This window comes from Schlesneria sphaerica (assembly GCF_044336245.1).
Taxonomy (GTDB): Bacteria; Planctomycetota; Planctomycetia; order Planctomycetales; family Planctomycetaceae; genus Schlesneria; species Schlesneria sphaerica.
In genome coordinates, this window is sequence record NZ_CP172346.1 from 1813109 (window position 1) to 1835845 (window position 22737).

The 22737-nt window shown below is 55.3% G+C and carries 21 protein-coding genes; 17 read left to right on the plus strand and 4 right to left on the minus strand.

Annotation, left to right across the window (positions count from 1 at the left end; genetic code table 11):
* Positions 1-4: 4 nt before the first annotated feature.
* From ACGY09_RS06690 to ACGY09_RS06725, 8 genes are all read left to right on the plus strand, one after another.
* Positions 5-1312 carry a quinol:electron acceptor oxidoreductase subunit ActD gene (locus ACGY09_RS06690; RefSeq protein WP_397570964.1) on the plus strand — a complete coding sequence of 436 codons (1308 nt, stop codon included), beginning with the start codon at positions 5-7 and terminating at the stop codon, positions 1310-1312.
* A gap of 11 nt (positions 1313-1323) precedes the next feature.
* Positions 1324-2754 carry a quinol:cytochrome C oxidoreductase gene (locus ACGY09_RS06695; RefSeq protein ID WP_397570965.1) on the plus strand — a complete coding sequence of 477 codons (1431 nt, stop codon included), beginning with the start codon at positions 1324-1326 and terminating at the stop codon, positions 2752-2754.
* A gap of 9 nt (positions 2755-2763) precedes the next feature.
* The gene (locus tag ACGY09_RS06700) at positions 2764-3141 is read left to right on the plus strand and encodes a hypothetical protein (RefSeq protein ID WP_373651044.1); all 378 of its coding nucleotides are present in this window, start codon (positions 2764-2766) and stop codon (positions 3139-3141) included.
* A 47-nt stretch (positions 3142-3188) separates the two neighbouring features.
* Positions 3189-3992, plus strand: a complete 804-nt coding sequence (locus ACGY09_RS06705; protein WP_373651043.1) for an SCO family protein — start codon at positions 3189-3191, stop codon at positions 3990-3992.
* Positions 3989-4999 carry a cytochrome c oxidase subunit II gene (gene coxB, locus ACGY09_RS06710; protein WP_373651042.1) on the plus strand — a complete coding sequence of 337 codons (1011 nt, stop codon included), beginning with the start codon at positions 3989-3991 and terminating at the stop codon, positions 4997-4999. The genes ACGY09_RS06705 and coxB overlap by 4 nt, the downstream gene beginning before the upstream one ends.
* A 47-nt stretch (positions 5000-5046) precedes the next feature.
* Entirely contained in the window at positions 5047-6753 is a 1707-nt protein-coding gene (gene ctaD, locus ACGY09_RS06715; protein WP_373651041.1) for a cytochrome c oxidase subunit I, read from the plus strand.
* 64 nt (positions 6754-6817) lie between these two features.
* Positions 6818-7915, plus strand: coding sequence for a cytochrome c oxidase subunit 3 (locus ACGY09_RS06720; RefSeq protein WP_397570966.1), 1098 nt, complete (start codon positions 6818-6820; stop codon positions 7913-7915).
* Positions 7916-7919: 4 nt separating this feature from the next.
* Positions 7920-8333 (plus strand): cytochrome C oxidase subunit IV family protein, encoded by a 414-nt coding sequence (locus ACGY09_RS06725; protein ID WP_373651039.1) that lies wholly within the window; start codon positions 7920-7922, stop codon positions 8331-8333.
* A gap of 386 nt (positions 8334-8719) precedes the next feature.
* On the opposite strand, the gene ACGY09_RS06730 is transcribed toward ACGY09_RS06725, so the two are convergent.
* Positions 8720-9373, minus strand: coding sequence for a cytochrome P460 family protein (locus tag ACGY09_RS06730; RefSeq protein WP_397570967.1), 654 nt, complete (start codon positions 9371-9373; stop codon positions 8720-8722).
* Positions 9374-9868: 495 nt separating this feature from the next.
* Here ACGY09_RS06730 and ACGY09_RS06735 point away from each other — a divergent pair, with 495 nt between their 5' ends.
* The 9 genes from ACGY09_RS06735 (at position 9869) to cheB (ending at position 20329) form a co-directional block, all read left to right on the plus strand.
* A complete protein-coding gene (locus ACGY09_RS06735; protein ID WP_397570968.1) occupies positions 9869-11740 on the plus strand; it encodes a serine/threonine protein kinase in 1872 nt (623 codons plus the stop codon).
* A 201-nt stretch (positions 11741-11941) separates the two neighbouring features.
* On the plus strand, positions 11942-12427 hold the full coding sequence (locus ACGY09_RS06740; protein ID WP_397570969.1) for a chemotaxis protein CheW: 486 nt from the start codon (positions 11942-11944) through the stop codon (positions 12425-12427).
* A gap of 124 nt (positions 12428-12551) precedes the next feature.
* Positions 12552-14306 carry a methyl-accepting chemotaxis protein gene (locus ACGY09_RS06745; RefSeq protein WP_397570970.1) on the plus strand — a complete coding sequence of 585 codons (1755 nt, stop codon included), beginning with the start codon at positions 12552-12554 and terminating at the stop codon, positions 14304-14306.
* 39 nt (positions 14307-14345) lie between these two features.
* Positions 14346-15173 carry a CheR family methyltransferase gene (locus ACGY09_RS06750; RefSeq protein WP_397570971.1) on the plus strand — a complete coding sequence of 276 codons (828 nt, stop codon included), beginning with the start codon at positions 14346-14348 and terminating at the stop codon, positions 15171-15173.
* Between the two features lie 11 nt (positions 15174-15184).
* Positions 15185-17596 (plus strand): chemotaxis protein CheW, encoded by a 2412-nt coding sequence (locus tag ACGY09_RS06755; protein WP_397570972.1) that lies wholly within the window; start codon positions 15185-15187, stop codon positions 17594-17596.
* Positions 17597-17622: 26 nt separating this feature from the next.
* The gene (locus ACGY09_RS06760) at positions 17623-18279 is read left to right on the plus strand and encodes a hypothetical protein (protein ID WP_397570973.1); all 657 of its coding nucleotides are present in this window, start codon (positions 17623-17625) and stop codon (positions 18277-18279) included.
* Between the two features lie 62 nt (positions 18280-18341).
* Positions 18342-18785 (plus strand): chemotaxis protein CheD, encoded by a 444-nt coding sequence (locus ACGY09_RS06765; protein ID WP_373651031.1) that lies wholly within the window; start codon positions 18342-18344, stop codon positions 18783-18785.
* 122 nt (positions 18786-18907) lie between these two features.
* Positions 18908-19273 (plus strand): response regulator, encoded by a 366-nt coding sequence (locus tag ACGY09_RS06770; RefSeq protein ID WP_373651030.1) that lies wholly within the window; start codon positions 18908-18910, stop codon positions 19271-19273.
* 3 nt (positions 19274-19276) lie between these two features.
* Positions 19277-20329 (plus strand): chemotaxis-specific protein-glutamate methyltransferase CheB, encoded by a 1053-nt coding sequence (cheB, locus tag ACGY09_RS06775; RefSeq protein ID WP_397570974.1) that lies wholly within the window; start codon positions 19277-19279, stop codon positions 20327-20329.
* Positions 20330-20617: 288 nt separating this feature from the next.
* Here cheB and ACGY09_RS06780 read toward each other — a convergent pair whose 3' ends face one another.
* Genes ACGY09_RS06780 through ACGY09_RS06790 form a run of 3 tightly spaced genes read right to left on the minus strand, consistent with a single transcriptional unit; the run spans position 20618 to position 22595 of the window.
* A complete protein-coding gene (locus ACGY09_RS06780; RefSeq protein WP_397570975.1) occupies positions 20618-21682 on the minus strand; it encodes a linear amide C-N hydrolase in 1065 nt (354 codons plus the stop codon).
* 11 nt (positions 21683-21693) lie between these two features.
* Complete coding sequence (gene mscL, locus ACGY09_RS06785; protein ID WP_373651027.1) at positions 21694-22152, minus strand: large conductance mechanosensitive channel protein MscL; 459 nt, start codon at positions 22150-22152, stop codon at positions 21694-21696.
* Positions 22153-22193: 41 nt separating this feature from the next.
* Positions 22194-22595, minus strand: coding sequence for a YidH family protein (locus ACGY09_RS06790; protein WP_397570976.1), 402 nt, complete (start codon positions 22593-22595; stop codon positions 22194-22196).
* Between the last annotated feature and the right edge of the window lie 142 nt (positions 22596-22737).

Here is a 22737-nt window from a genome sequence, read left to right on the forward strand (position 1 = left end):
CTAAATGTCTGCGGTTATGCTTGAAGATGATGTCGCCCAGCGGGACGAGGTGAATGAATCCTCTCGTCCGTCTGTCGGCGTACTGGCTGAGTTCGTCGGACCAGACGAACTTATCCGGGCGGCCAAGCTGGTTCGAACCCGTGGGTTCACGAAGACGGATGCGTTCAGCCCTTTCCCCGTTCACGGAATTGACGCCGCACTTGGCATTCGGCCCACCCGCTTGCCATGGTTTGTGCTGATCGTCGGAACGTTTGGGGGACTGGCCGCTCTTTTGATGCAGTGGTGGATGAACGCAGTTGACTATCCGTTTCTGATCAGCGGAAAGCCAACTTTCAGCCTCCCGGCCAACATTCCCGTGATGTTCGAAGTGATCGTGCTCCTCAGCGCCTTCACGACATTCTTCGGGATGCTGGCATTGAATCGACTGCCAAAACATTCCAATCCGCTGCTCGATGTGGATCAATTCCGTCGCGTTACGAACGACCGATTCTTTCTGTATGTCGACGCGGCAGACCCGAACAACGAAAAGCAGGACGTCGTCGAGCTGTTTCGAATGGCTGATGCCGTAGCGATTCGTGAAGTTCCACCTTCGCAGTCGTCGGACAAGCTCCCCAGTTTCTTCGGTGCAGTCGTCGCTGTTGCATTGACGCTGGCGACAGTTCCTGTCGTCGGCATCGCGTGGGCTCGAACCACGACATCCGATGCTCCCCGCATCGACTTCTTCGCAGACATGGATTCGCAGGATCGCCCCGGTCCACAGCAGCGATCAAAACTGTTTGCCGATGGACGCTCCATGCGTCCGCAGGTTCCCGGCACAGTCGCCTTAGGTGATTTCCACGAGGACGATTCCTTGTTCCTGGGATATCAGCCCTCCAGCGAGCCCCCTGTGAACGTCAATCCGGATCCGAATGCACCGCCAGTCGAACCGGATTACTTGACTCAGTTCCCATATGATGTCACAGAAGCGCGGATGCTTCGCGGACAGGCCAAATACAACATCTACTGTGCTCCTTGCCACGGACTTGTCGGTCAAGGAGATGGATTGATTTCGCTTCGCGCCATCAGTCTCCAGGAACCAACCTGGGTTCCTCCGACCAATCTCACGAATGACATCGTTACGGCTCAGCCTGTTGGCAAGCTGTTCGACACAATTTCTCACGGACGTCGCAAGATGGCCGGGTACGCAGCACAGATCGAACCGGAAGACCGTTGGTCCATCGTGCTGTATGTCCAGGCCCTGCAGCGCAGCCAGCGTGCTTCGCTGAACGATGTTCCCCAAGACGAAGCCACGATTCTCCAAAACCGGAAGTAATTCAGCTTTCCATGGCCGATCACCACACTCATCCACAGATTGACTTAACCCGCGATCGCACATTGGGGGATCGCGGCCCTGGTGCTACGCGCAAGGCACTCTTCGCCGGACTCGCGTGCATCGGTATCGCTGCAGTCCTGTCACTGCTGGGCGGACAATCGCGTCTCGAACAGACGTACCATCCTGAATCGGCCCCCACAGCGCTGGTCGGCGTTGTCCGGCTTCTGGCCGACAAGGAAGGTAAGCCCGTCACCGAGTATGCAGGGCGACCGCTGACGGAAATCGCCAGCGCGGCAGAGTCTCAATTCGGCAAGGAACTTCCACCGCATTGGGATGATTTCCTGAAGCAGCGATCCTCTGGCTGGCAGGGATTCCAGGCAGGCTACCTTGTCGCGTTCCTATTCGTCACCAGCATCTCATGCGGGGCCTTGTTCTTCGTACTCATTCAGCACCTCGTTCGAGCAGGCTGGAGTGTCGTAGTTCGCCGCATCGCCGAACTTCTGGCCGCTTCCGCTGGCTGGGTCGCGCTGCTGAGTCTGCCGATTGTGATTCCGCTGTTTCTGGGCAATCACGCGATCTATGAATGGAACGATGCCACGCTCATCGAAACCGATCATTTGATCCGCCACAAGCAGCCTTGGTTAAACCCAACGTTCTTCGCAATCCGGACAGTCATCTACTTCGGCATCTGGACTCTCCTGGGTCGCTTCTTCCTGTCTCACTCACGTCAGCAGGACGAAACCGGTGATGTCAATCATACTCACCGGATGCAGGCACTCGCGCCACTCGGAACGCTCCTGTTTGCACTGACCGCAAACTTCTTCGCCTTCGATTTCATGATGTCGGTCGATCCTCACTGGTTCAGCGCGATCTACGGCATCTATTTCTTCGCAGGAGCGATCGTCAGTGCCCTGGCCGTCATGATCCTCGGAACCATGTACCTCCAGAAGCGACAGATCATTGGCCCTGAAGTCACTGTCGAACATTATCATGACCTCGCAAAGCTGTTGTTCGGCTTCAACTTCTTCTGGGGCTACATCGCCTTCTCGCAGTACCTGTTGATCTGGTACGCCAACATTCCCGAAGAAACTGGCTGGTTAATTCTTCGCCAGGAAAACGGTTGGGAATGGGTGAGCCTGACATTGCTGTTCGGGCATCTGCTGATTCCGTTTTTCGGACTGATGTCACGACATACCCGACGGAACATGAAGTCACTTGCCTTCTGGTCTGTCTGGTTACTCCTGATGCACGCCCTTGATATTTACTGGAATGTCATTCCGCAGTTCCATTCGCAAGTCTGGCCGACGCTGAGCGACATTCTGCTACTGCTGGGAGTTTCCAGCCTGTTCCTGGCCGGATTTATCCGGACAGCGTCCACCAAGTCGTTCGTTGCAGTCCGCGACCCTCGGCTTGAAGAGTCCCTGGCCTTTCACAACGTTTAAGGTGGTAAAATGTCTGTAGCAACTCTCGAAGCGAAAGCCGCTCCCGCCAGTCCGCGGACCCTCAATCCCGCGAGTCAGTTCGAGCGCTATGACACGATCGATACACCAACAATCGTCGTTGTCGGATTCATTTCCGCCATCCTGACTTTCGTAACGATTCTGGCCACTCAAGCGATCTTCTTCGCGACGAACAGCTTCGAATCCAAGCGGAAGATCACGGGTGCTGTTCCGGCCGTTCTCGCGGACAGTCTGACACAGCAGCAGAACCGCCTGGCCGGATACGGCTGGGTCGATCCGGCAAAAGGCGTGGTCAGTATCCCCATCTCGGAAGCAATGCGGCTGGTCGTGCAGGAACAGCAGCAATCCACGAAAGCTGTGACGGAATGAACCGGTGTGTCGTAGCAATCTGTTTTGCGTTTTTGACGGGGGCTGGAGTGTCAACTCAAGCCTTTGCGCAGATTCTACGACCAGTTGCTCAGCTCGAGGGAGTCGGCGTTGTCGAACACCTCGACCAGAAGCTTCCGCTCGATCTCAAGTTCGTTGATGAACGCGGAAAGCCGCTGCAGCTGCAATCGCTATTCGACGGCACACGTCCCGTCGTCTTAACGCTCAACTACACGAACTGCCCAATGCTTTGCGGTTTGAAACTGCGCGGGATGATCGAGGCATTGGCAGAGATGTCGCTGGAACCGGGCCGTGACTATCGGGTGGTTTCAGTGAGTATTGACCCGCTCGAATCTCCCATGCAAGCTCGAATGGCAAAGCAGGGATACCTGCGTGAATTTGGCCGCGGCGACGGTCAAGGCTGGACGTTTCTGACGGGGCGTGAGCCACAAATTCGTGCACTGGCAGATGCGATTGGCTTCCAGTATCAGTATGTTCCGGAACGTAAGGAATACGCTCACGCCGCAGTCTTCATGATCTGCACTCCCGATGGCCGGGTTTCAAGATACCTCTACGGTATCCGATTCGAACCCAAGACGGTTCAGTTGTCGTTGGTCGAGGCGGCACAAGGACGAATCGGAACCACTTTCGACCAGGTCCTGTTATTTTGCTTTCACTATGATGCCACTTCGGGGAACTATGCTCCGGCAGCAGTAAGTCTGATGAAAACTGGAGCAGCAGCCACCGTAATTGTGCTGGCCCTGTTTTTCCTTCCCTGGAAGCGAGCAATCGCCAGGTTTACCAATCCCGCTTCTGCAGCCGCTGCGCCGATTGTTTCGGAAAATTTGACATGATGACGTCGACAATGCTCAGTACCCTGCACGCGGTGTGGGGACAATCCTCTGGCGAGACGCTCGTATTCCCAACACAGGGATCCGACTTCGCTCCGGCCATCGACTGGCTGTTTTATGCCATTACCGCCATCAGCGCATTTTTCTTTGCGATCATTGTTGGCGTCATGGTTTATTTCGTCCTGCGTTATCGCAGGCGCCCCGGACACGATGCACAGCCAAGTGCCTCGCACAACACTCCTCTCGAGATCGCCTGGTCGGTCCTTCCTGGCTTCATTCTTCTCGCCATTTTTGCGGCTGGATTTCTGATCTTCCTCGACCTTCGACGCGTTCCTGAAGGTGCGTACGAGATCAAGGTGACCGCCCGCAAATGGAGCTGGGCATTTGAGTACCCCAATGGTCTGGTGATGGAGGATCTGCATGTTCCCGCTGACCGTCCTGTCAGACTACTGATGTCATCGATGGACGTGATCCATAGCTTGTTCGTACCTGCCTTCCGCGTGAAGCAAGACCTTGTCCCCGGCCGGTATACTGAAATGTGGTTCCGCGCAACCGGAGCTGGGACGCATCGCCTGTACTGTGCCGAGTACTGCGGTCAGAAGCACTCGACCATGGTCGCCAATGTCGTCGTACACGAACCAGCCGATTTTGAACAGTGGTTGAGGATCGAGACTGACAAGACGAACAACCTGCCGCCAGCAGAACTTGGTGCGTTGCTTTACAAGCGACAAGGGTGCGCTCAGTGTCACGCCATTGATGACAATGTGCAGGGGAAGGCCGGTCCTTCATTCGCCAAAACATTTGGCACGCAGCAGCGTCTGACGAACGGCGAATCAGTCACGATCGAAGAAAACTACCTGCGTCGTTCAATCCTGGAACCACTGGCCCAGATCCGCGCAGGATTCCAGCCGGTCATGCCCACCTACCAGGGTCGCCTGCGGGACAATGAAATCGACGCACTGATCGCTTACATCAAAAGCTTGAATCCGGAAGCGACGCCAAAAGAGTAACGTTCGCTCTGGTTTTCGAAACACACTATTTCGCCTGAGAAAAAATAATGTCCGAATCGCATCTGAGCACCGCCACCGCTCACGTTCATGGCCACGGAGAAGAGGATTACCTCTCATGCTCAAGTGGCTGGAAGTCCTGGGCCTTCACGCTTGACCACAAACGGATCGGGGTGATGTACCTGGTCGCCATCTTGGCATCGTTCCTGGCCGGGGGGATCATGGCGCTGCTGATCCGTCTGGAACTGCTGCTTCCGGGCAAGTTCTTCCTGAGCGAAGACCAGTACAACCACATGTTCACCCTGCACGGGGCGATCATGACATTTCTGTTTCTGATCCCCAGCATTCCCGCCGCATTAGGGAACTTCATGGTTCCGGTCATGCTGGGCGTCAAAGACGTTGCCTTCCCGCGCATGAACCTCGCCAGCTTCTACCTGTGGATCGGCGGAGCAATCTTCTTCCTCGCCGCTGTGATCCTGGGTGGACTCGATACGGGTTGGACGTTCTACACCCCCTACAGCACAACAACGAACACGAGTGTGATCACCGCCAGCCTGGGTGTGTTCATTCTGGGTTTCAGCTCGATTTTCACCGGGCTGAACTTCCTCGTGACGATCAACATGATGCGTCCTGCGGGGATGACCTGGTTCCGCATGCCACTGTTCCTGTGGAGCCTCTACGCAACATCCATCATTCAGATCCTCGCCACTCCGGTCATCGGTATCACGGGTCTGCTGCTGATTGCCGAGCGGGCTCTGGGGATTGGTATTTTCGATCCCGCACGAGGGGGCGATCCGGTCCTCTTCCAGCACTTCTTCTGGTTCTACAGTCATCCTGCAGTTTACATCATGATTCTCCCGGCCATGGGAATCATCAGCGAAATGGTTTCGACCTTCTCGCGTAAACCGATCTTCGGATATCGCTTCATCGCTTACAGTTCAATCGCCATCGCACTGCTGGGCTTCCTGGTCTGGGGCCATCACATGTTCGTCAGTGGCCAGTCGCCATTGGCGGCGATGATGTTCAGCGCGCTCACCTTCAGCGTATCGATTCCATCAGCCATCAAGGTGTTCAACTGGTTGTCGACCATGTACAAGGGTTCGGTCAGCCTTGAGACCCCCATGTGCTACACCTTGTCTTTCATCTTCCTGTTCGGCATCGGCGGTCTGACGGGGTTGTTCCTCGGCGCCCTCGCTACCGACGTCCATCTGCACGACACTTACTTCGTTGTGGCTCACTTCCACTACGTGATGATGGGTGGAACTCTGATCGCCTTCCTGGGTGGCCTGCACTACTGGTGGCCCAAGATGTTCGGCAAGATGTACAACGAGAACCTTGCTCGAATCGCCTGTTTGATCATCTTCGTCGGCTTCAACGCGACCTTCTTCCCGCAGTTCATCCTCGGCAGTCGGGGCATGCCCCGGCGATATGCAAAGTACGATCCTGAATTCCAGATCTTCCATCAGTTCAGCACGTTTGGTGCGCTGCTGTTGGGAGCAGGTTTGTTCTTGTCCGCCGGCGTGCTGCTGCATTCACTTCTGAGAGGGCGACGTGCCCCTGCAAACCCCTGGGGTGGTTCGACCCTGGAGTGGAAATGCAGTTCGCCACCACCTCACCATAATTTTGACTGGCCACCTGTCGTGACTGAGCCATACCACTACGACCACATTCAGTATGATCCCAAGGAAGGTGGATATGTGGAAGTCGAAGAAGTCGCACCTGATCCGGATGACGCTCCGCTCCCTGTGAAGCACTAAGCGTTGATCGCACGATTCCGTTTCAGAACGTATCCAGTACCTCACTTTCATCCGGTTAATCCACATGTCCGATTCATCAAGCGTAGTTGCCGAGCCCTCCGCCACTTCGCATCATCACAGTGACGATCATCCGAGGTTCCTGGCCCATCACTTCGGCTCGCCCCAGCAACAATTTGATGCGGGCAAGTTCGGCATGTGGCTGTTTCTGATCACTGAAGTCCTTTTTTTCAGTGGGCTGTTCTGTGCCTATGCGGTCTATCGCAGCACCCATCCGGAAGCGTTCGCGAATGCCGACCGCTATCTCGATTCGACATTAGGCGCCACGAACACTGCCGTGCTGATTTTCAGTAGCCTGACGATGGCGTGGGCAGTTCGCGCAGCTCAGTTGGGTCAGAAGACGCTGCTGATCCGCTTGCTGACGATCACTCTCATGTGTGCCAGCATCTTCCTGGGCGTGAAAGCCGTGGAATACAGCCACAAGTGGGACCTGGGGATCCTGTGGGCTTCTCAGTTCAACCCGAAAGATCATGCGGCACACAGTCCAGCGCTGCTCGTACTCTCAATTCCAGCGATCCTGGCAACGATGATCACGGGCGTTGCATTTGCGGTCTCGCGAGCCAAGAAGTCTCCAATCGCAGCCCCCTTCTGGTTCTGTCTGCTGCTGACCAGCGTTGCGTTCTTCGGCGGCGTCGGCCTGGGAACAATGGTTCCCGTGATCGAGGAATCCTTCACCGGTGTCAAACACGGTGGCGATCACGAAGAATCGCACTCAGAGCAGGGCGGGGATCGAAGCCACGGTCACGATGAGCACGCAAACGTAGCTCAGGGGACTGATGCCCACGCGGGTCACAGCCACGCAGCCGAAAGCCAAGTCAGTGAACCCCAGGCCAGCATCGGAAATGGCCCTTCGCATCCCCTGGGCCAGGCAGAATTCGATCCGACCTACACGGGGATCTTCTTCAGCATTTACTATGTCATGACCGGCCTGCACGCGATTCACATTCTGGCTGGAATGGGAACCATCGCATGGCTGGTCTGGCGATCGATCCGAGGTGATTTTGGGCCAGACTATTTTGGTCCCGTCGACTACGTTGGCCTGTACTGGCACCTTGTCGACCTGATCTGGATCTACCTGTTCCCACTCTTGTATCTCATTGGGTAAACCCATGTCTCACTCAGAATCACACTCGGTTGCCAATCCCATGACGCCGCACCATACCGAAGTGGGGCACCATGGCCATCAAGGACTGCATGTCCACGTCATGCCCTTGAGCATGTTGTTTACGATTTTCGGTGCACTGATCTTCTTCACAATTGCCACGGTGGTCATCTCGAAATTTCACCTTGGTGCCTGGGAAGTTCCGATCACCATGGCGATCGCGACCACGAAAGCAGCACTGGTGGCCGTTTACTTTATGCACTTGCGCTACGACAACCCGTTTCACGCGATCGTATTCTGCTTCTCACTCTTATTCGTCGCCCTGTTCCTGGGTGGAACATTAATCGACGTGCGTGAGTATCAGCCGGATCTGATCCCTTTCACGGCCCCGGCTGCACCCGCTGCTGCACCGGCCCAGTAAGCTGCTTCGAGATGACCGTGCGTCAAAGCGCACGGTCATTGTTATTACCGGGAGCAGGTGAGTTCGTTTCAAAGTCGTTGATTGAGTCCGTACGGTGATTCAACGCGCGGGCGGCATTCTTTTCCGCTTCTCAGCCAGCCGCTTCACATCGAGCCGTTTCGTCAGGAGCGAGATTCGACTTGCTGAACAGTCGGACACCATGCCGCCAGAAACAGTCGAGTCCCGTGAAATGGACTGACGGCAATCCGGAACGCGAGCAAATCCGTCAGGATCGCTGCCTCTGATCGACTGAAGTCGGCCTATCCGCGTCCGACTCTGGTGCTGGGGCAATTTCCTGGTGAGTCCGCTTCAATCTGCAATTGGTCCGAGTTTTCAAGCAGGCCTGCCTATTTGCCTGTTTTGCTCTTCCTGAGTTCCTTCTCCCGGGCACTCGTCAGCACCGAATAAAACTGGGTAAAGACGTTATCGTCTGCACCGTGCTCGGCATGGCAGTCGTAGCAAGCATTCCTCGCGATCGGCGCTTCAGTCTTCCGGACGGTCTGATTCCGACCCTCTGCCGCGTCATGAAACAGAAAGTAGGCCCAGGCATCCGGGAACCGCTTTGAATCCTTGACAGCCACTTCAAGCCCTTCTGTCGGAGCCGCGACGAAACCCGTTCTTGAGACAGGGCCCTTGGTCTTGGCAGGTCGCGAGGGAAGGTTTGTCACAATGAATACCGACTGCTCGGGAAATTCGCCTGTCTTCACGTAGTGATCGAAAGCTTCCGGTTGCAGATAGACATTGTGAAACGTACCTGGATTATCTGCATTTGATTGCGCTCCATCGGAGTAGCCAAGACCGACAGACGTTCCCACCACGACCCATTTCTCAAATCCATCGGGCCTGCGCAACCTTCCCTCTTCGTCGTATTCGGGTAGCGCCATTCCTTGTGTAATCCTTGGATTCTGCGGTGTTAACTCTGAATCGGCCGACCGCAGCAACAGTCCGACAAGCAGAGCCAAAAGGATGGTGATTCCCAGAGATCGACGCGAAACTCTCACAGCAGACTTCCTGAAGTTAACGAGTGATGATCCCTCCAAACGGAGGGGGGATCATCATTCCGAAAAAGAGAGACAACAACCGCAGGTTCAGTGTACCCTTGAATACATCTGAAAACATATGAGGAGACTTAAACAGTCCACTGGTGCATTTTTCACAAATTGACATGGAGGGTTCCCCTCGCAAAGGCAACTGTCCAAGATTCCAATTCTGCAAATGTCCCGAAAGTCAAAATTCCCGTTGGTTTTAGAGATCATTCTTTTTTAATGTTGAGTTGCCAGTAGAACTTCGTGCAAAATTGACTAATAAAAAGCGGTGTTTACCTGACAACCCGGGCCGTTAGAACCGTTAAGATCTCGTTCCGTTGCATTTTGGCGTCTTTGGTTCTCACCAACAGCGCCGAACCGTTGTAAAATGAAACTTTATGACGTAGCTTATCGTCCGTACTTCTCTTTGTGCCCCGCCGCTGGTAGCACAATCGATCCCAGGTGGAATCAATGAGTTCCGATCCCCGTTCTCAGTCTACTCGCAATGAGTTCGCAGGAGGCCCCCCCCCATCCTACGACAGGCTGCATAAAGCGCGGACGGAAAACGATACGAAGACCGTTCTGGGGGCAGACTCAGTGGCGGGTCCCGACGTTTCGGGCTCACCTACTCCTGTCGGCAAAGCCATTGGCAAGTACGAAATCCGGTCCCAGTTAGGCTCGGGCGGGATGGGGGCCGTCTATCTCGCGTTTGACAAGATGCTTGAACGGGAAGTGGCAATCAAGGTCCTGTCACAGGAAGTCGCTTCTTCGAAGACGGCGCTTCAGAGGTTTCTTCAGGAAGCCCGCGCGATTGGTCGACTGAATCATCCGAATGTCGTATCACTGCACGACATCGATCTCTGGAACGGCCAGTACTACATCGTCATGGAGTATCTCTCAGGGGGAAGCCTCGCGGAAATGGTCCAGACTTACGGCCCGTCGCATTGGCGAGTCGCCTGTAAGATGATCGCCCAGGCGGCGGCTGGACTGGCCGCGGCACATGCCGCCGGCATGGTCCACCGCGATATCAAACCCGAGAATCTGATGAAGACGAGGGAAGGACTTGTCAAAGTCGTCGACTTCGGATTGACAAAGCTGGTCGACGCGGCACATGACACCCGGACAGCGATGACCAAGCAAGGTCAGATCCTGGGGACTCCTCAGTACATGAGCCCCGAACAATTCGAATCGTCGGAAGTCGATTTACGAACGGACATCTACAGTTTGGGCGCCTCGCTCTTTCGTTTGCTGACAGGCCGTTTTCCCTACGAGGAATGCTCGTCCATTGTCCAGACAATGATGGCCCATCTGAATAAACCAGCACCGAAAGCGACGGAATTTGTTCGGCACCTCCCGATTGAGTGCAACCACATCATTGCCAAGGCAATGTCCAAGCAGCCCGCAGACCGCTATCAGACAGCGACCGAGATGGCCGATGCGCTGATGGACGTCATCGAAAAGGGGGGCTCACACATCTCGGCGCTGACCAAGACCCCCGTTTTCACGCCGTCGCCCGTCCAGCAAACGGAGCGCGCGTCTATCACAGTCAGTGATGAGGTCCGCCGATTGCGGTCGGTCGTCATCATTGAGCCATCGAAGATGCTCGCCACCATGATGAGAGACACGTGTGCCCGGTCAGGCGCTTTTCGTATCGACTTATACTCGACCAAACAACAGGTCATCGCAGCAATGCAGAACCATGTGCCTGATCTCTTGATGACGGCCATGGAATTGCCCGATGGGAAGGGGATCGATCTCATTTCAGAATTGAGTATGCGATGCTCACTCAACCGAACATGCGTCGTGCTCAATTCCAGTGACTCAACTGTCGAGGACCTGGTTGCCGCTGGTACGGCCGCCAGCCTGGTGCTGGCTCCCAAGCGGGTACGCCCCGAAGATACGCTTCGCATCGTCCATGCGGCGGGTCCCTGTGAACTGGAACAGGGAATCATCGGCGCTCAGATCGACGCGACCCGGTTCCGCCTTGTCATCATGTCCGATTACAAGCGGGTACCAGACTCCGTTGCGGAATTGATTCGCCAGACGGGACTTCTGGATGTGGTATTCGTCGGATTGAATGACTCGGAAAGAATCCCCATCAGTGAGACGCCCACTGTCGTGCTGCGTCTTTGGGAATTAACAAAGGCGACCCAGCGAGATTTCCGCGATTCGATTTTCATGCGACTTCTACCGGACTCGCGCCACGTTCTCGCAGAAGTCGATGTCGACCAGCGAAGGCTGTACTTACGAGCCCTTTTCCGTCAAAGCGTCATCGCGTCTGTCCATCGCATTCTGGATGCACATCGCCTGAAATGTCTATTACAGGCATGCCGGGCGTCATAAACGGTACCGCAAATCCCTGCTTGTTCAGGAAAATCACATTCCCCGAATCGCAAGTTGACGTAGGTTTCCCTCCGCTTGCAGAATCAGCGGAAGAAGCATTACGACCGACCTGAGAGTTATGTGTGAAGGACTGCGGGAATGAGCGGGAACGATTCGACGAGGTCAGCCTCGTCGGAAGCAATGGCCCAATCGCGATCGACAATGCAGTTTGTTGGTTTCAAACTGGCTGACCAGATGTATGCCTTTCGCATCGAAGGGATTCAGGAGATCGTCATCCCGGATCATGTGACGAGCATGCCTCAAGTCCCCGACTACGTCGAAGGTGTCAGCAATCTCCGCGGAACGATCATCCCGATCATCAACTTGCGCCGACTGCTCGACCTGGATGCCCAGTCGAAAAGCGAAGAAACCCGAACCATCGTCGTCAACGTCGGTTCAAGAACAATCGGATGCACGGTGGACGCGGTGACCCAGGTCATCAAAATCTCGCCCAAAAATATCCAACCCGCCCCGGACATCGTGAAAGCCGACGGGGCAGCTTATATCTCCGGGTTTGCCAAGCTCGACAGTGGACTGGTCATCCTGCTCGATATCGCTGAACTTTTGGATCCAGCGAAACTCGAGCACGTGCGAGAGGTAGCTCGTCGCGGCTCTTCGATTTTGTCACTCTCCAAATCTGAAAACTAACCAATGTCAAAAGCAGACGTGAGTTGCCGACTGTCCTCTCTCAGAGATCGGCGGATCGTGAGCCGGTAAAACCGCTCTCACGCGATACTGCCTGAGGCAGCGCATTGTCTGCTGGAGTCATCCTATGTCCACCGACGAATCACTCTCATCCGCACCCTCACCAGGGCGTCCCCGTGCGCGACGCGCGTCCGCGACTGCCCGGCGGGTGGAGCCCCGAATCGATTTTCAACAGATTCTCGAGAACTCAACCGTCCGCGTCATCGTGGCTGACCTTAACCTGAGGATTACTTACCTGAACGCGGCCTCTCTCTCGACACTCCGAGAGCTTCAGCATCTGCTTCCCTGCGATGTGAACAATCTTCTCGGTCAGTCGATTGACATTTTCCACCGCAATCCAGAGCACCAGCGAAGACTGCTCGCCGATCCGCGCAATCTGCCGCACGTCGCGAACATCCGACTGGGACCTGAAACACTCGCACTGCGGGTGTCGGCAATGTTCGACGAAACGGGAAACTATGCGGGCCCCATGATCACGTGGGAACGAATCACCGACAAAGTCCGGCTGGAACACGAGCAGCAGCGGCTTCAGCAGATGCTGGAGCACGCCACGGTCCGCATGATTCTCGCCGACGAGAACCTCAAAATCGTCTATATGAATCCCGCGTCGGTCCGAACACTCAAGCAACTCGAGCATCTGCTCCCCTGCAAAGTCGACCAGATGATGGGGCAGTCGATCGACATCTTCCACCGCAATCCTGAACACCAGCGACGCATTCTGGCCAACCCTGACACCTTGCCGCATCAGGCCCAGATCAAACTTGGGAACGAAATCCTCAATCTGAACGCTGTGGCAATCCGAGATTCGGCCGGAAAATACATGGGCCCCATGATCAATTGGGAACTCGTCACGGACCAGGTCCACACGAAGGAACGGGAGCAGGCACTTCAGGCAGAGCAGCAACGCATTGCGGACGACATGCGGACCCGGATCAGCCAACTGATGGTCGTGGTTCAGGCCATCGCAAACGGTGACCTCACACAGGAACTCGAACAGAATTGGGAAGATGATCTGGGACGACTGAGCCTCAGCATCAGACAGATGTCGAGCGACTTGCGGGAGTTGATCGGTCAGCTTATCGAGTCGGCAGCGCAGCAGAACGAAGGGGCCCGGGCCATTTCCGAAAGCTCACAGAATCTCAGTGAAGGGGCTCAGTCGCAGGCCGCTTCCGTTGAGGAAATGTCTGCCAGCATCGAAGAACTTGTCCGCTCGATCCAGGACATTTCGGTGAACTCAATAGAAGCGCGACGACAGGCTGAATCGACGTCGGAACTGGCCAAGTCAGGTGGGAACTCGGTCAGTGAAGCAATTTCTTCGATGCGGCTGATTCAGAAGTCCAGCGAACAGATCAATGACATCATCCAGGTCATCAGTGAGATTGCCAACCAGACCAACCTGCTGGCACTGAACGCCGCGATCGAAGCGGCACGGGCGGGTGAGCATGGATTGGGATTCGCCGTGGTGGCCGATGAAGTCCGTAAACTGGCGGAACGTTCGAGTCTGGCAGCCAAAGAGATTACGCAGCTCATCAAGGAATCAACGCGGCGCGTGGCGGAAGGAGCCGACCTGTCGGAAAAGGTTGGCAAGTCGCTGGGTTCCATCGTCAACGCCGTAGAAATGACGGCGCTGGGGATCACCCGAATCGCGGATTCGACCAGGACTCAGGCAGCCAGCGCGAAAGATGTTCAGCTCGCAATCCGGTCGATCAGCAAGACAACTGACTCGAATGCAGCAGCATCGGAAGAGATGGCCGCCAGTGCAGAGGAACTGGGTTCACAGGCGACAACGCTACAGGATCTCGTGGCACGATTTAAGGTTTAGAAGCGCACGAAGGACAATTTGTTCGAAGGCCGGGCGGCTGTGGACTCGATTCAACTGACTCGTCAAGAATTTGAAAAGTATCAGAAGCTGATTCTGAAACTCTGCGGTATCAGTGTGCCCGATACCAAGATCACACTACTTAGTAACAGAGTCCGTCGAAGACTGCGTGCGACGAAAATCGAGAGCTTCCAGAGTTACTTCGACTTCCTGACCTCATCGTCCGGCAAGACGGAACTTGACGGATTCCTCAGCGCCATCACCACGAACGAAACATCATTCTTTCGTACTCAGAAACACTTTGACTGGCTCAGTACCGAGTTTGTCGATCTGCAGATCGCCCGATCCAAAGAAGTGGGGAGCCGCCGCAGTATCCGCATCTGGTCTGCGGCGTGTAGCACCGGAGAAGAACCTTATTCCATCGCTCTCTGTCTGGCCGAAAACCAGCACAAGCTGACAAGCTGGAAGCTCGAAATCCTGGGGACCGATATCAGCGAACAGGCACTTTCCCAAGCACGCGCCGGTCTGTTCGATACCCAAACCATGGACGATATCCCACTGAAGTTGCGGACACAGTACTTTCAGCACGACACGGCGGCGAACGCCTGGAGGGTCAAACCGGCCCTGTCAGAGATCGTGAAATTCAAAAGGCACAATCTCATGCAGCCGATCACTGAGCCGGCATTTGATTGCATCTTTCTTCGCAATGTCCTCATCTACTTCAACCGGGCTTCAAAAGAGACCGTGATTGAGAATCTGGTCAAGGCGCTCGCGCCACGGGGGTTTCTCGTCGTCGGCCCCTCAGAGGGAATTTTTGACATGTTGGGAATGCTGACCAAGCGAAGTACTTTTCTGTATCAGAAGGAGTAGTCAGGAACCCAATGGTGTCAGATCCGAATAATCCGACGCAGAATTCTGACTCTTCATCCGATGATCTGTCAGTGTATCTGCAGGTCTTTCTCGACGAGACGGCCGAGGAGCTCGATGCTCTTGTCGAGGCGACGCTGTTTCTGGAGGGGGACCCCACTAACGCCGAAGCGTTGAACAAAGCCTTTCGCATGCTGCACTCCCTGAAAGGCTCGTGCGGAATGATGGGGTTTGAAGTCATCGGAGACTTCGCCCATACGCTGGAAGACCGATTCGAAAACTATCGATCAGGTAAGGAGCAGTTGGACCGGGACACAACGACGCTTGTCCTGAAATGTGTCGACTACTTCCGGAATTTTACCCATCGACTGAGAGCGGGAAATCCGGATGAAGGAGATCCCAGCGAGTTGATCCGTCAACTCAACGAGCAGTCACCTCGCGGAGACGCATCGGTATTCGAACCGGAAGTTCCTGCTCCCGCCTCAGTTGCTGCTGGACCTTCGAACGCCGTCTCGATGTCCGCGGGTGTGCCGATTAAGGTCAAGTTCAAGCCGGGACTTCAATTGGCCGACCTCAAGGCACGGCTGATTGTGGCACGGCTGTCATCGATCGGCGAAGTCATCTCCTGCGAACCCAAAATTGAGGACGTTCGCAGTTTTGACGAGCTTCCACTGTTCTCCTTAGTTCTCCTGACGGATCGCAAGCTCGAAGAGATCCGACGGATTGCCAGTGTTGATGGCGTCGACTCCATCGAAATGGATATGCCTTCGCTCGTTGACATTGAGTTCGATGGAAATGTCGACGGGAAAACTCCGCACGACCTCGTTGTCGACAGCCCGGGTGATGCAGCATCGCACGCAGGTGCCACAGTCTCCAATGAAAACAGGCTGGCTGCCGGCGGTCCTGTGCCTCAACCTGATGTCGCCGTAAGTTCCGCAACTGCCATCGAACCAAACAACGGCGCACCCGCATCGCCCATACCCCCAGAATCCACCGACGCAAAGGTACCTGTCACTGAAACGCTGCGCATCGACATTGATCGACTCGACCGGCTGATGAATCTGACCGGTGAACTCGTCGTGACGAATGCTCGATTCGCCGAAATCACGTCCAAAATGAGTCCGGTGTTTCGTCGCACCTCAGTTATTAACAAGACGAAGGATCTAACTGAACGGTTGAGACAACGGCTGGTCAAGTTCGAGCGACAGTTGGGAGCGACAACGAAACTCGATGAGAGTTTCAAGTCTCTTTTTCACGGGTTGGAAGACGACCTTGACAGACTCGATGAGCAGTCCTCGCTGTGGGATGAGGGGCACCGTCATTTTCTGGAGATTACCGAAGCCGTCGACCAGTTAACGCGCGTTTCGAAGAACTTGCAGCGCGGCGTACTGAATACTCGGATGGTTCCCGTCGGCCCCTTGTTGAACCGATTCAAGCGAGTCATTCGTGATCTGTCTGTCGAGCGGGGAAAGAAGGTTCAACTGGTGGTCCATGGCGAGAACACAGAACTCGACCGCAGGATGATTGATTCACTGGGTGACCCGCTTCTTCATCTGGTCCGTAACTCGATCGACCACGGCGTCGAGCTGCCCGAAGAACGTCTCGCGAACGGAAAGCCCGCCATCAGCACCCTCTCAATTGAGGCGTCGCACCGCGGGAACAACGTCCTCATCACCGTGCGTGATGACGGGAAAGGAATCGACCCGGCACGGATTCGAGATCGCATCGTCAGCCGCGGGATTGCCACCGAGGGACAAGTCCGCGAAATGTCGGATCAACAAGTCGTGGACTACATCTGGCACCCGGGATTCAGCACGGCCGACCAGATTTCGGACATCTCAGGTCGCGGCGTAGGAATGGACATCGTTCAAAGCACCATCGCATCTCTCAGCGGGACGATCGAGATGAAATCGGTTGTCGGAGTGGGGACAACGTTCACCATTCGGCTACCTCTGACACTGGCCATTATTCGCAGCCTGCTCATCCGACATGGCGATGGTCACTTTTCCATCCCCATCGATGACGTGAGGGAAATCGTCTCGGTCGCACCGGAAAACATCCATGCTGTTCACCGCCATCTGACAATCGATGTCCGTGGCGAATTAATCTCGCTGGCGAGTATGGAGAGCATTTTTGACTGGGGGCATAAGGTCGCATCACCTCAGGCCGAACGGAGCCTACACAACCGCAATATCAACGTCGTTTTACTCAATGGGCGAGGAAAGACACTGGGACTTTGCGTTGAGGCTCTCGTGGGGCGCGCAGACATCGTGATTAAATCTCTTTCTGAGAACTTCATTGCCATTCGCGGACTGTCGGGTGCGAGTATCATGGGCGACGGATCGGTCTGTCTGATGCTTGATTGTGCGGCATTGATCGAACTTGCCTCGGAAAGATCCGCCACGCGCACCGGGGCGCGTCCCTGACCACGCTTCACTAGAAGGAACCCAAATTGAGCCCTGCTGCGCGACTAACCTCCGGGCAACTTCAACGACTCACCGCAGCATTTCATGCGGGAGCCGCAACGGCATCAAAGGCCATCGAGGGCTGGCTAATGGTCCCTGCGGTGATCTCGATCGATTCTGCGGATGAATGTCCCCTGGATCTGGCCACAACGGTTCTTAGCGAGACAGGCGATATCGTCGGGATGTGCGTGATGCAGATGGAGGGAACACTCTCGGGTCGGATGGTGCTGGCTTTTGACGACCTGAGCGGACTCTCGCTGAGCGATCTGCTGCTGGGGAAAGAGCCAGGAACGGCAGTGGAATGGGGCGAAATCGAGGTTTCGTCGGCATTGGAATCAATGAACATTCTGGGCAGCTCATACCTCAACGGCATGGCAGCCAACTTGACCCAAGAGGCATCCTCGCCAGTGACCCTGGTACCGTCACCACCCCAATTCTATCGTGACTTTGCTGAAAGCCTGCTGCAAACCGTGTTTATGGAACAAGCCGTAGACGGAAGTCATGTCCTGTTTGCCCGAGCCCGATTTGAACTGCGCGGACAACCGCTGAACTGGACGTTCCTGCTGATCCCCCACCCGCCCTCACTGCAAAAGCTGTCGCAACTTCTATCCAGCCGGGACAATGCAGGCGGCGCCCAATCATGACGGAACACGATCGGTCCCCATCGCAGTCCAAATCCAGAAAGCTTCCTGAACGGAAAGTTGGCATGGGTGAGATAGAGGTTGCGCGCGGAGCATTTGTGCTGCGAACTCTTCTAGGTTCCTGCGTCGGTCTGGTCATTTACGACTTGAAGAATCAGGTCGGGGGACTGGCTCATATCGTCCTGCCGTCGTCAACCAGGCAGTCTGGGCCACCGGGAAAGTACGCTGATCAGGCGCTGGAGGAATTGTTGAAACAGATCCGCGAATTGGGTGGCCGCGAACGTCAACTTTCGGCTAAATTCGCGGGAGGTGCCAACATGTTTGCTACCACAGGGCCGACATCGATTGGAGAGCAGAATATCAACGCTGTTGAACATCTGCTGAAGACCGCGGGCATTCCGGTGCTGGGTCGGCATTGCGGTGGGAAGGCAGGTCGGCGGCTGGCGTTTGAAGTGGACACAGGTCGTGTGACCGTCGATGTCGTCGGGGCTTCGACAACTGAACTGTGAAATGGTCGCTACATCACTATTTGTCCCATTTGAGACCATCACAACGTGAATACATCTGAAGAGAGGCGGTTCCCGGCAATGTATCAACTCGACCTGGCCCGGAAATCCCCGGAGTCTGACCAATGAACCGGCTCTTGATTGTCGACGATGCCCTGATTATGCGGATGAAAATCCGTGAGATCGCCCAGTCTGCGGGGTGGGAAGTCGTCGGAGAAGCAACAAACGGTGAAGAAGCCGTGAGGCTATTCACGCAACATCGTCCAGACCTGGTGACTCTGGACATGGTGATGCCAGGGATGGATGGTCTGTCCGCATTGAAGGCCATCCGAAGTTTGCACCCCGATGCCAACATCGTCATGGTCAGCGCCGTCAATCAGAAGGATAAACTGCGCGAATGCATCGAGAGTGGAGCAATCGACTTCGTCGTCAAACCATTCCAGCCCGACAACTTCAAAGCATTTTTCGAGCAGTACCGGCAGAGCAACTGACATATGGCCAAACTCACCATCGTCGCTGTTGATGATTCAGCACTGTTTCGAGTGCTTCTGTCGAATGCCGTCCGTTCCATTCCTGATTGTGAAATCATCGGCACTGCGTCAGACGGGCAATCGGCCGTTCAGAAAATCGTTGAACTTCAGCCCGACCTGGTCACGCTCGACATGGAAATGCCCGAACTGGACGGAATGGGAGTCCTCCAGGAATTGAAGCTGCGAAAGGTGACATCCAAAGTCGTCATCGTCAGCCGACTGACAACAGCAGGCGCACGAATCACGACCGACGCCCTGTTGCAGGGTGCATTCGACTTTATCCTGAAGCCATCCGGTAAGGATCCGGCAGCGAATAAAGCCGAGCTTACGGACGCCCTGGCACAGAAAATCTCCGCGATTCGTGAGAACGCTCTGAGTCGTCGTGACACGGCTCCCCTTGTTCCATTCGACCAACGCAAATTGAAACCCGCCGACGGTTCGAGCTTTGATGCTGTCGTCATCGGTTGTTCAACCGGCGGTCCTGATGCACTGGGAAGGATTGTCCCGTTTCTCGAACCTGATTTCCCGGTTCCCGTCATTATTGTCCAGCATATGCCCGAAGGATTCACTGCATCATTGGCCAAACGACTGAATGAGGCCAGCGAAATTCCGGTGGTCGAAGCGGCCGATGGGACGGTGCTGCAGAAGGGGATGGCGATCGTGGCACGCGGGGGACACCACGTCCGTCTTGAAAAGAAGCCTTTCCGACCGGTCGTCGTGCGACTGACGGACGATCCTCATGAGCACAGTTGCCGCCCCGCCGTGGACTACACCCTTCGTTCCGCAATCGAGGCGTTTGACGGGCGTATCGTGTCCGTCATTCTGACTGGCATGGGTCGCGACGGAACAGACGGGTGCCGTTTGGTGCGAGAGCGGGGGGGCGAAGTCCTCGCCCAGGATTCGGAATCATGCGTTGTATTCGGAATGCCCAAATCCGTCATCCAGGCGGGCCTCGCTGATCGAATCATCCCGCTCTCTCAAATGGCGACGACGATCAACGCCATGTTCCGTCGATAGAGGCCAGCCAACCGGGAGAAACGGTCCCCGGACTGAATCGTTACCTCGTCCGTTTACACCACAAGGGGCCGGCCTGACGCTCCTGCATGCTCGGTTGACCGTGTTGCTCAGGACTTAACTTTGCAGCGATTTCGACTGTCGCCTGACTGACCGGCAGTGAAAAACAAACAGCACGGCCCGAAAACGATGTGCTCGCTTCGGGCCGTGCTCAGATCATCTGATTACAGCGTTAACCGAACACGCGGGCACGACGACGGGTCATCGCACCGCAGCAGTTCACGGATAAGCTCACTTTTTCTCGGGAGCCAGGAACTTGAAGGGAGCCGCCTTCTCGAATCCCCTGGTCTGATCTCCCCCCAGTTCGGGTCGACCGGCGAGCACCAGCTTTCGTACCCCGGCCGCTTCGCTGAAATCGAGTTCTTTCAACCGGATCCATACGAGACTGGGACTCAGCGTGCTCTCGAAGAAGTAGACGAGGTTCTTCTGATTACTGGCGGTGCGCCAGAGAGTCGACGAAATGTTCGGCTGGTTGGGCGTACTGATTCCGATAGGAACACTCACATTGCGCATCACGCTCAGAGCGCACGCAACGGCTTCATGTGGATCGGCTGACTGCTTGCACGCATTAACGTAGAACGAGGCACGAGCGAATCGGTCGGCGGCACGGTTGGTTCCGGGGAGCATTACTGTCCCGCCAATTTGCTCCCAGTACTTGTTGAGGGCAATCTGCTCGTCAAAAACGGGCGAATTGGTCATCACCTGAAAGTCCCGGCTGTGATGAATCACCAGTTTTCCCTTAACGTACTCGAAAATGGCAGAGTCACCTGTGGGGTCAGAGATCGAGAGATGCACGGTCCCTTTCGCTCCGTTCGGAGCCTCAGTCGTCACAATGCGATAGGCTTCTTTCTTCGCGTCCTCGACCGCTTCTTTGACTGTCGCAAAGTTGTCGAGGAAGTACTGCGCCCAGGCCGAGATCATGAGAGAAGGGCGTTGATCACCGGGAAGTTCGTAATCGGACTCCGCAAGGTACAGCAGATTCGCAACCAGTCCCTTTTCGTTCATCCCGTCTGCGGACGCCGATTCGTAGACTGAGGTCACGATGCTGCCGTACTTCGAGGTCCATTTCACCGAGGCTTCGTCGAAACCTCCGTCCCGTTTCATGCCTCGAGGAAACAGCCAGATATTACTGTGCATGTCCTCAGCCCAGTCCATCGTTCGTCCCGTAACAACCATTCCCTCTTTGCCAAGATACACGGCACGTGTGCAGGCTTGAGTGATCGAAGCCGAGAAGCCTGCAAAGCCCGTCAGCGCCAAAAGCCCCAGCGTGGTCAAGCCACCTTTTGTAAGTGTCATCAGTCAATCTTTCATGGAGTAGGGGATTTCGTCTTCAACAAGTCGCGAATTTCCGTCAACAGCAGGATCTCTGGTGCGGGAGGTGGTGGTGGAGCTTCGGCTTCTTCTTTGCGGGACTTCAGCACCCACCCGAGAAACTTCACAATCACGAGGAACAAGACACAGGCCAGAATCAGAAAGTTGGCAAAATCCGCCAGAAACGCTCCATACGGAACCTGCACACCTCGGATCGGGGCAGACAAAGATTCCAGCCCTTTGGTGGCCTCTTGCGGGTTGCCTCCAAAGAGGGCAGAGATGAGGGGCATGATCAGATTCTTGACCATGGATTCAATAATCTTACCGAATGCACCGCCGATGATCACGCCAACCGCCAGATCAATGACGTTCCCCTTAAAGGCGAACGCTTTGAATTCATCGAGCAACGTGAAGGCCCGCTTCGCTGGATTAAATGGAAATGATGAACGTGACATGGATTCCCTCCTGTTAACCGTGGTGACTGTGGGCAGCTCTCTTAAAAATTCCACTGAGTCATAATCAGTGCGATGACCCCCAGGGCGCTCATAAGCAACGCAAGGACATAGGCCGGTGAAAACGTAAAGCCGGGAACGTTCTTCTGGAGTCGTCGCATTCGCTGCCGATGCTGCAGACATGCGGTTCCCAGTGTGGTAATTCCGATCACGACCATGACCATCCCCAGCGTACGTGCACTCAGCAATCGCCTGGGCAACTCGGTCTTGTTCTGATCATGAAGAAATTCGATAAACTTGAAGAGCGTCAGCCCCAACGTCACGAGAGACGTCCCTGTCCGCACCCAGGCAAGCAGTGTCCTTTCATAAGAAAGATAAGTCCTTTCGATCGCCATCTGCGTCTCGTCAGACTTCTTTGATTGCGGCGTCGATTCTTCATCAGACATGACCATCTCTTTTTCATCAAAGGGGTATACGGGAAGGGACTTCAATGATACTGACACCGGCATCGCGCGTCGGTACCCCAGCCGCAAAATTCATTGAAAGCAGCCTTCTGATTCGTGTCGCTGACAGAAGGGGCGCGTGATG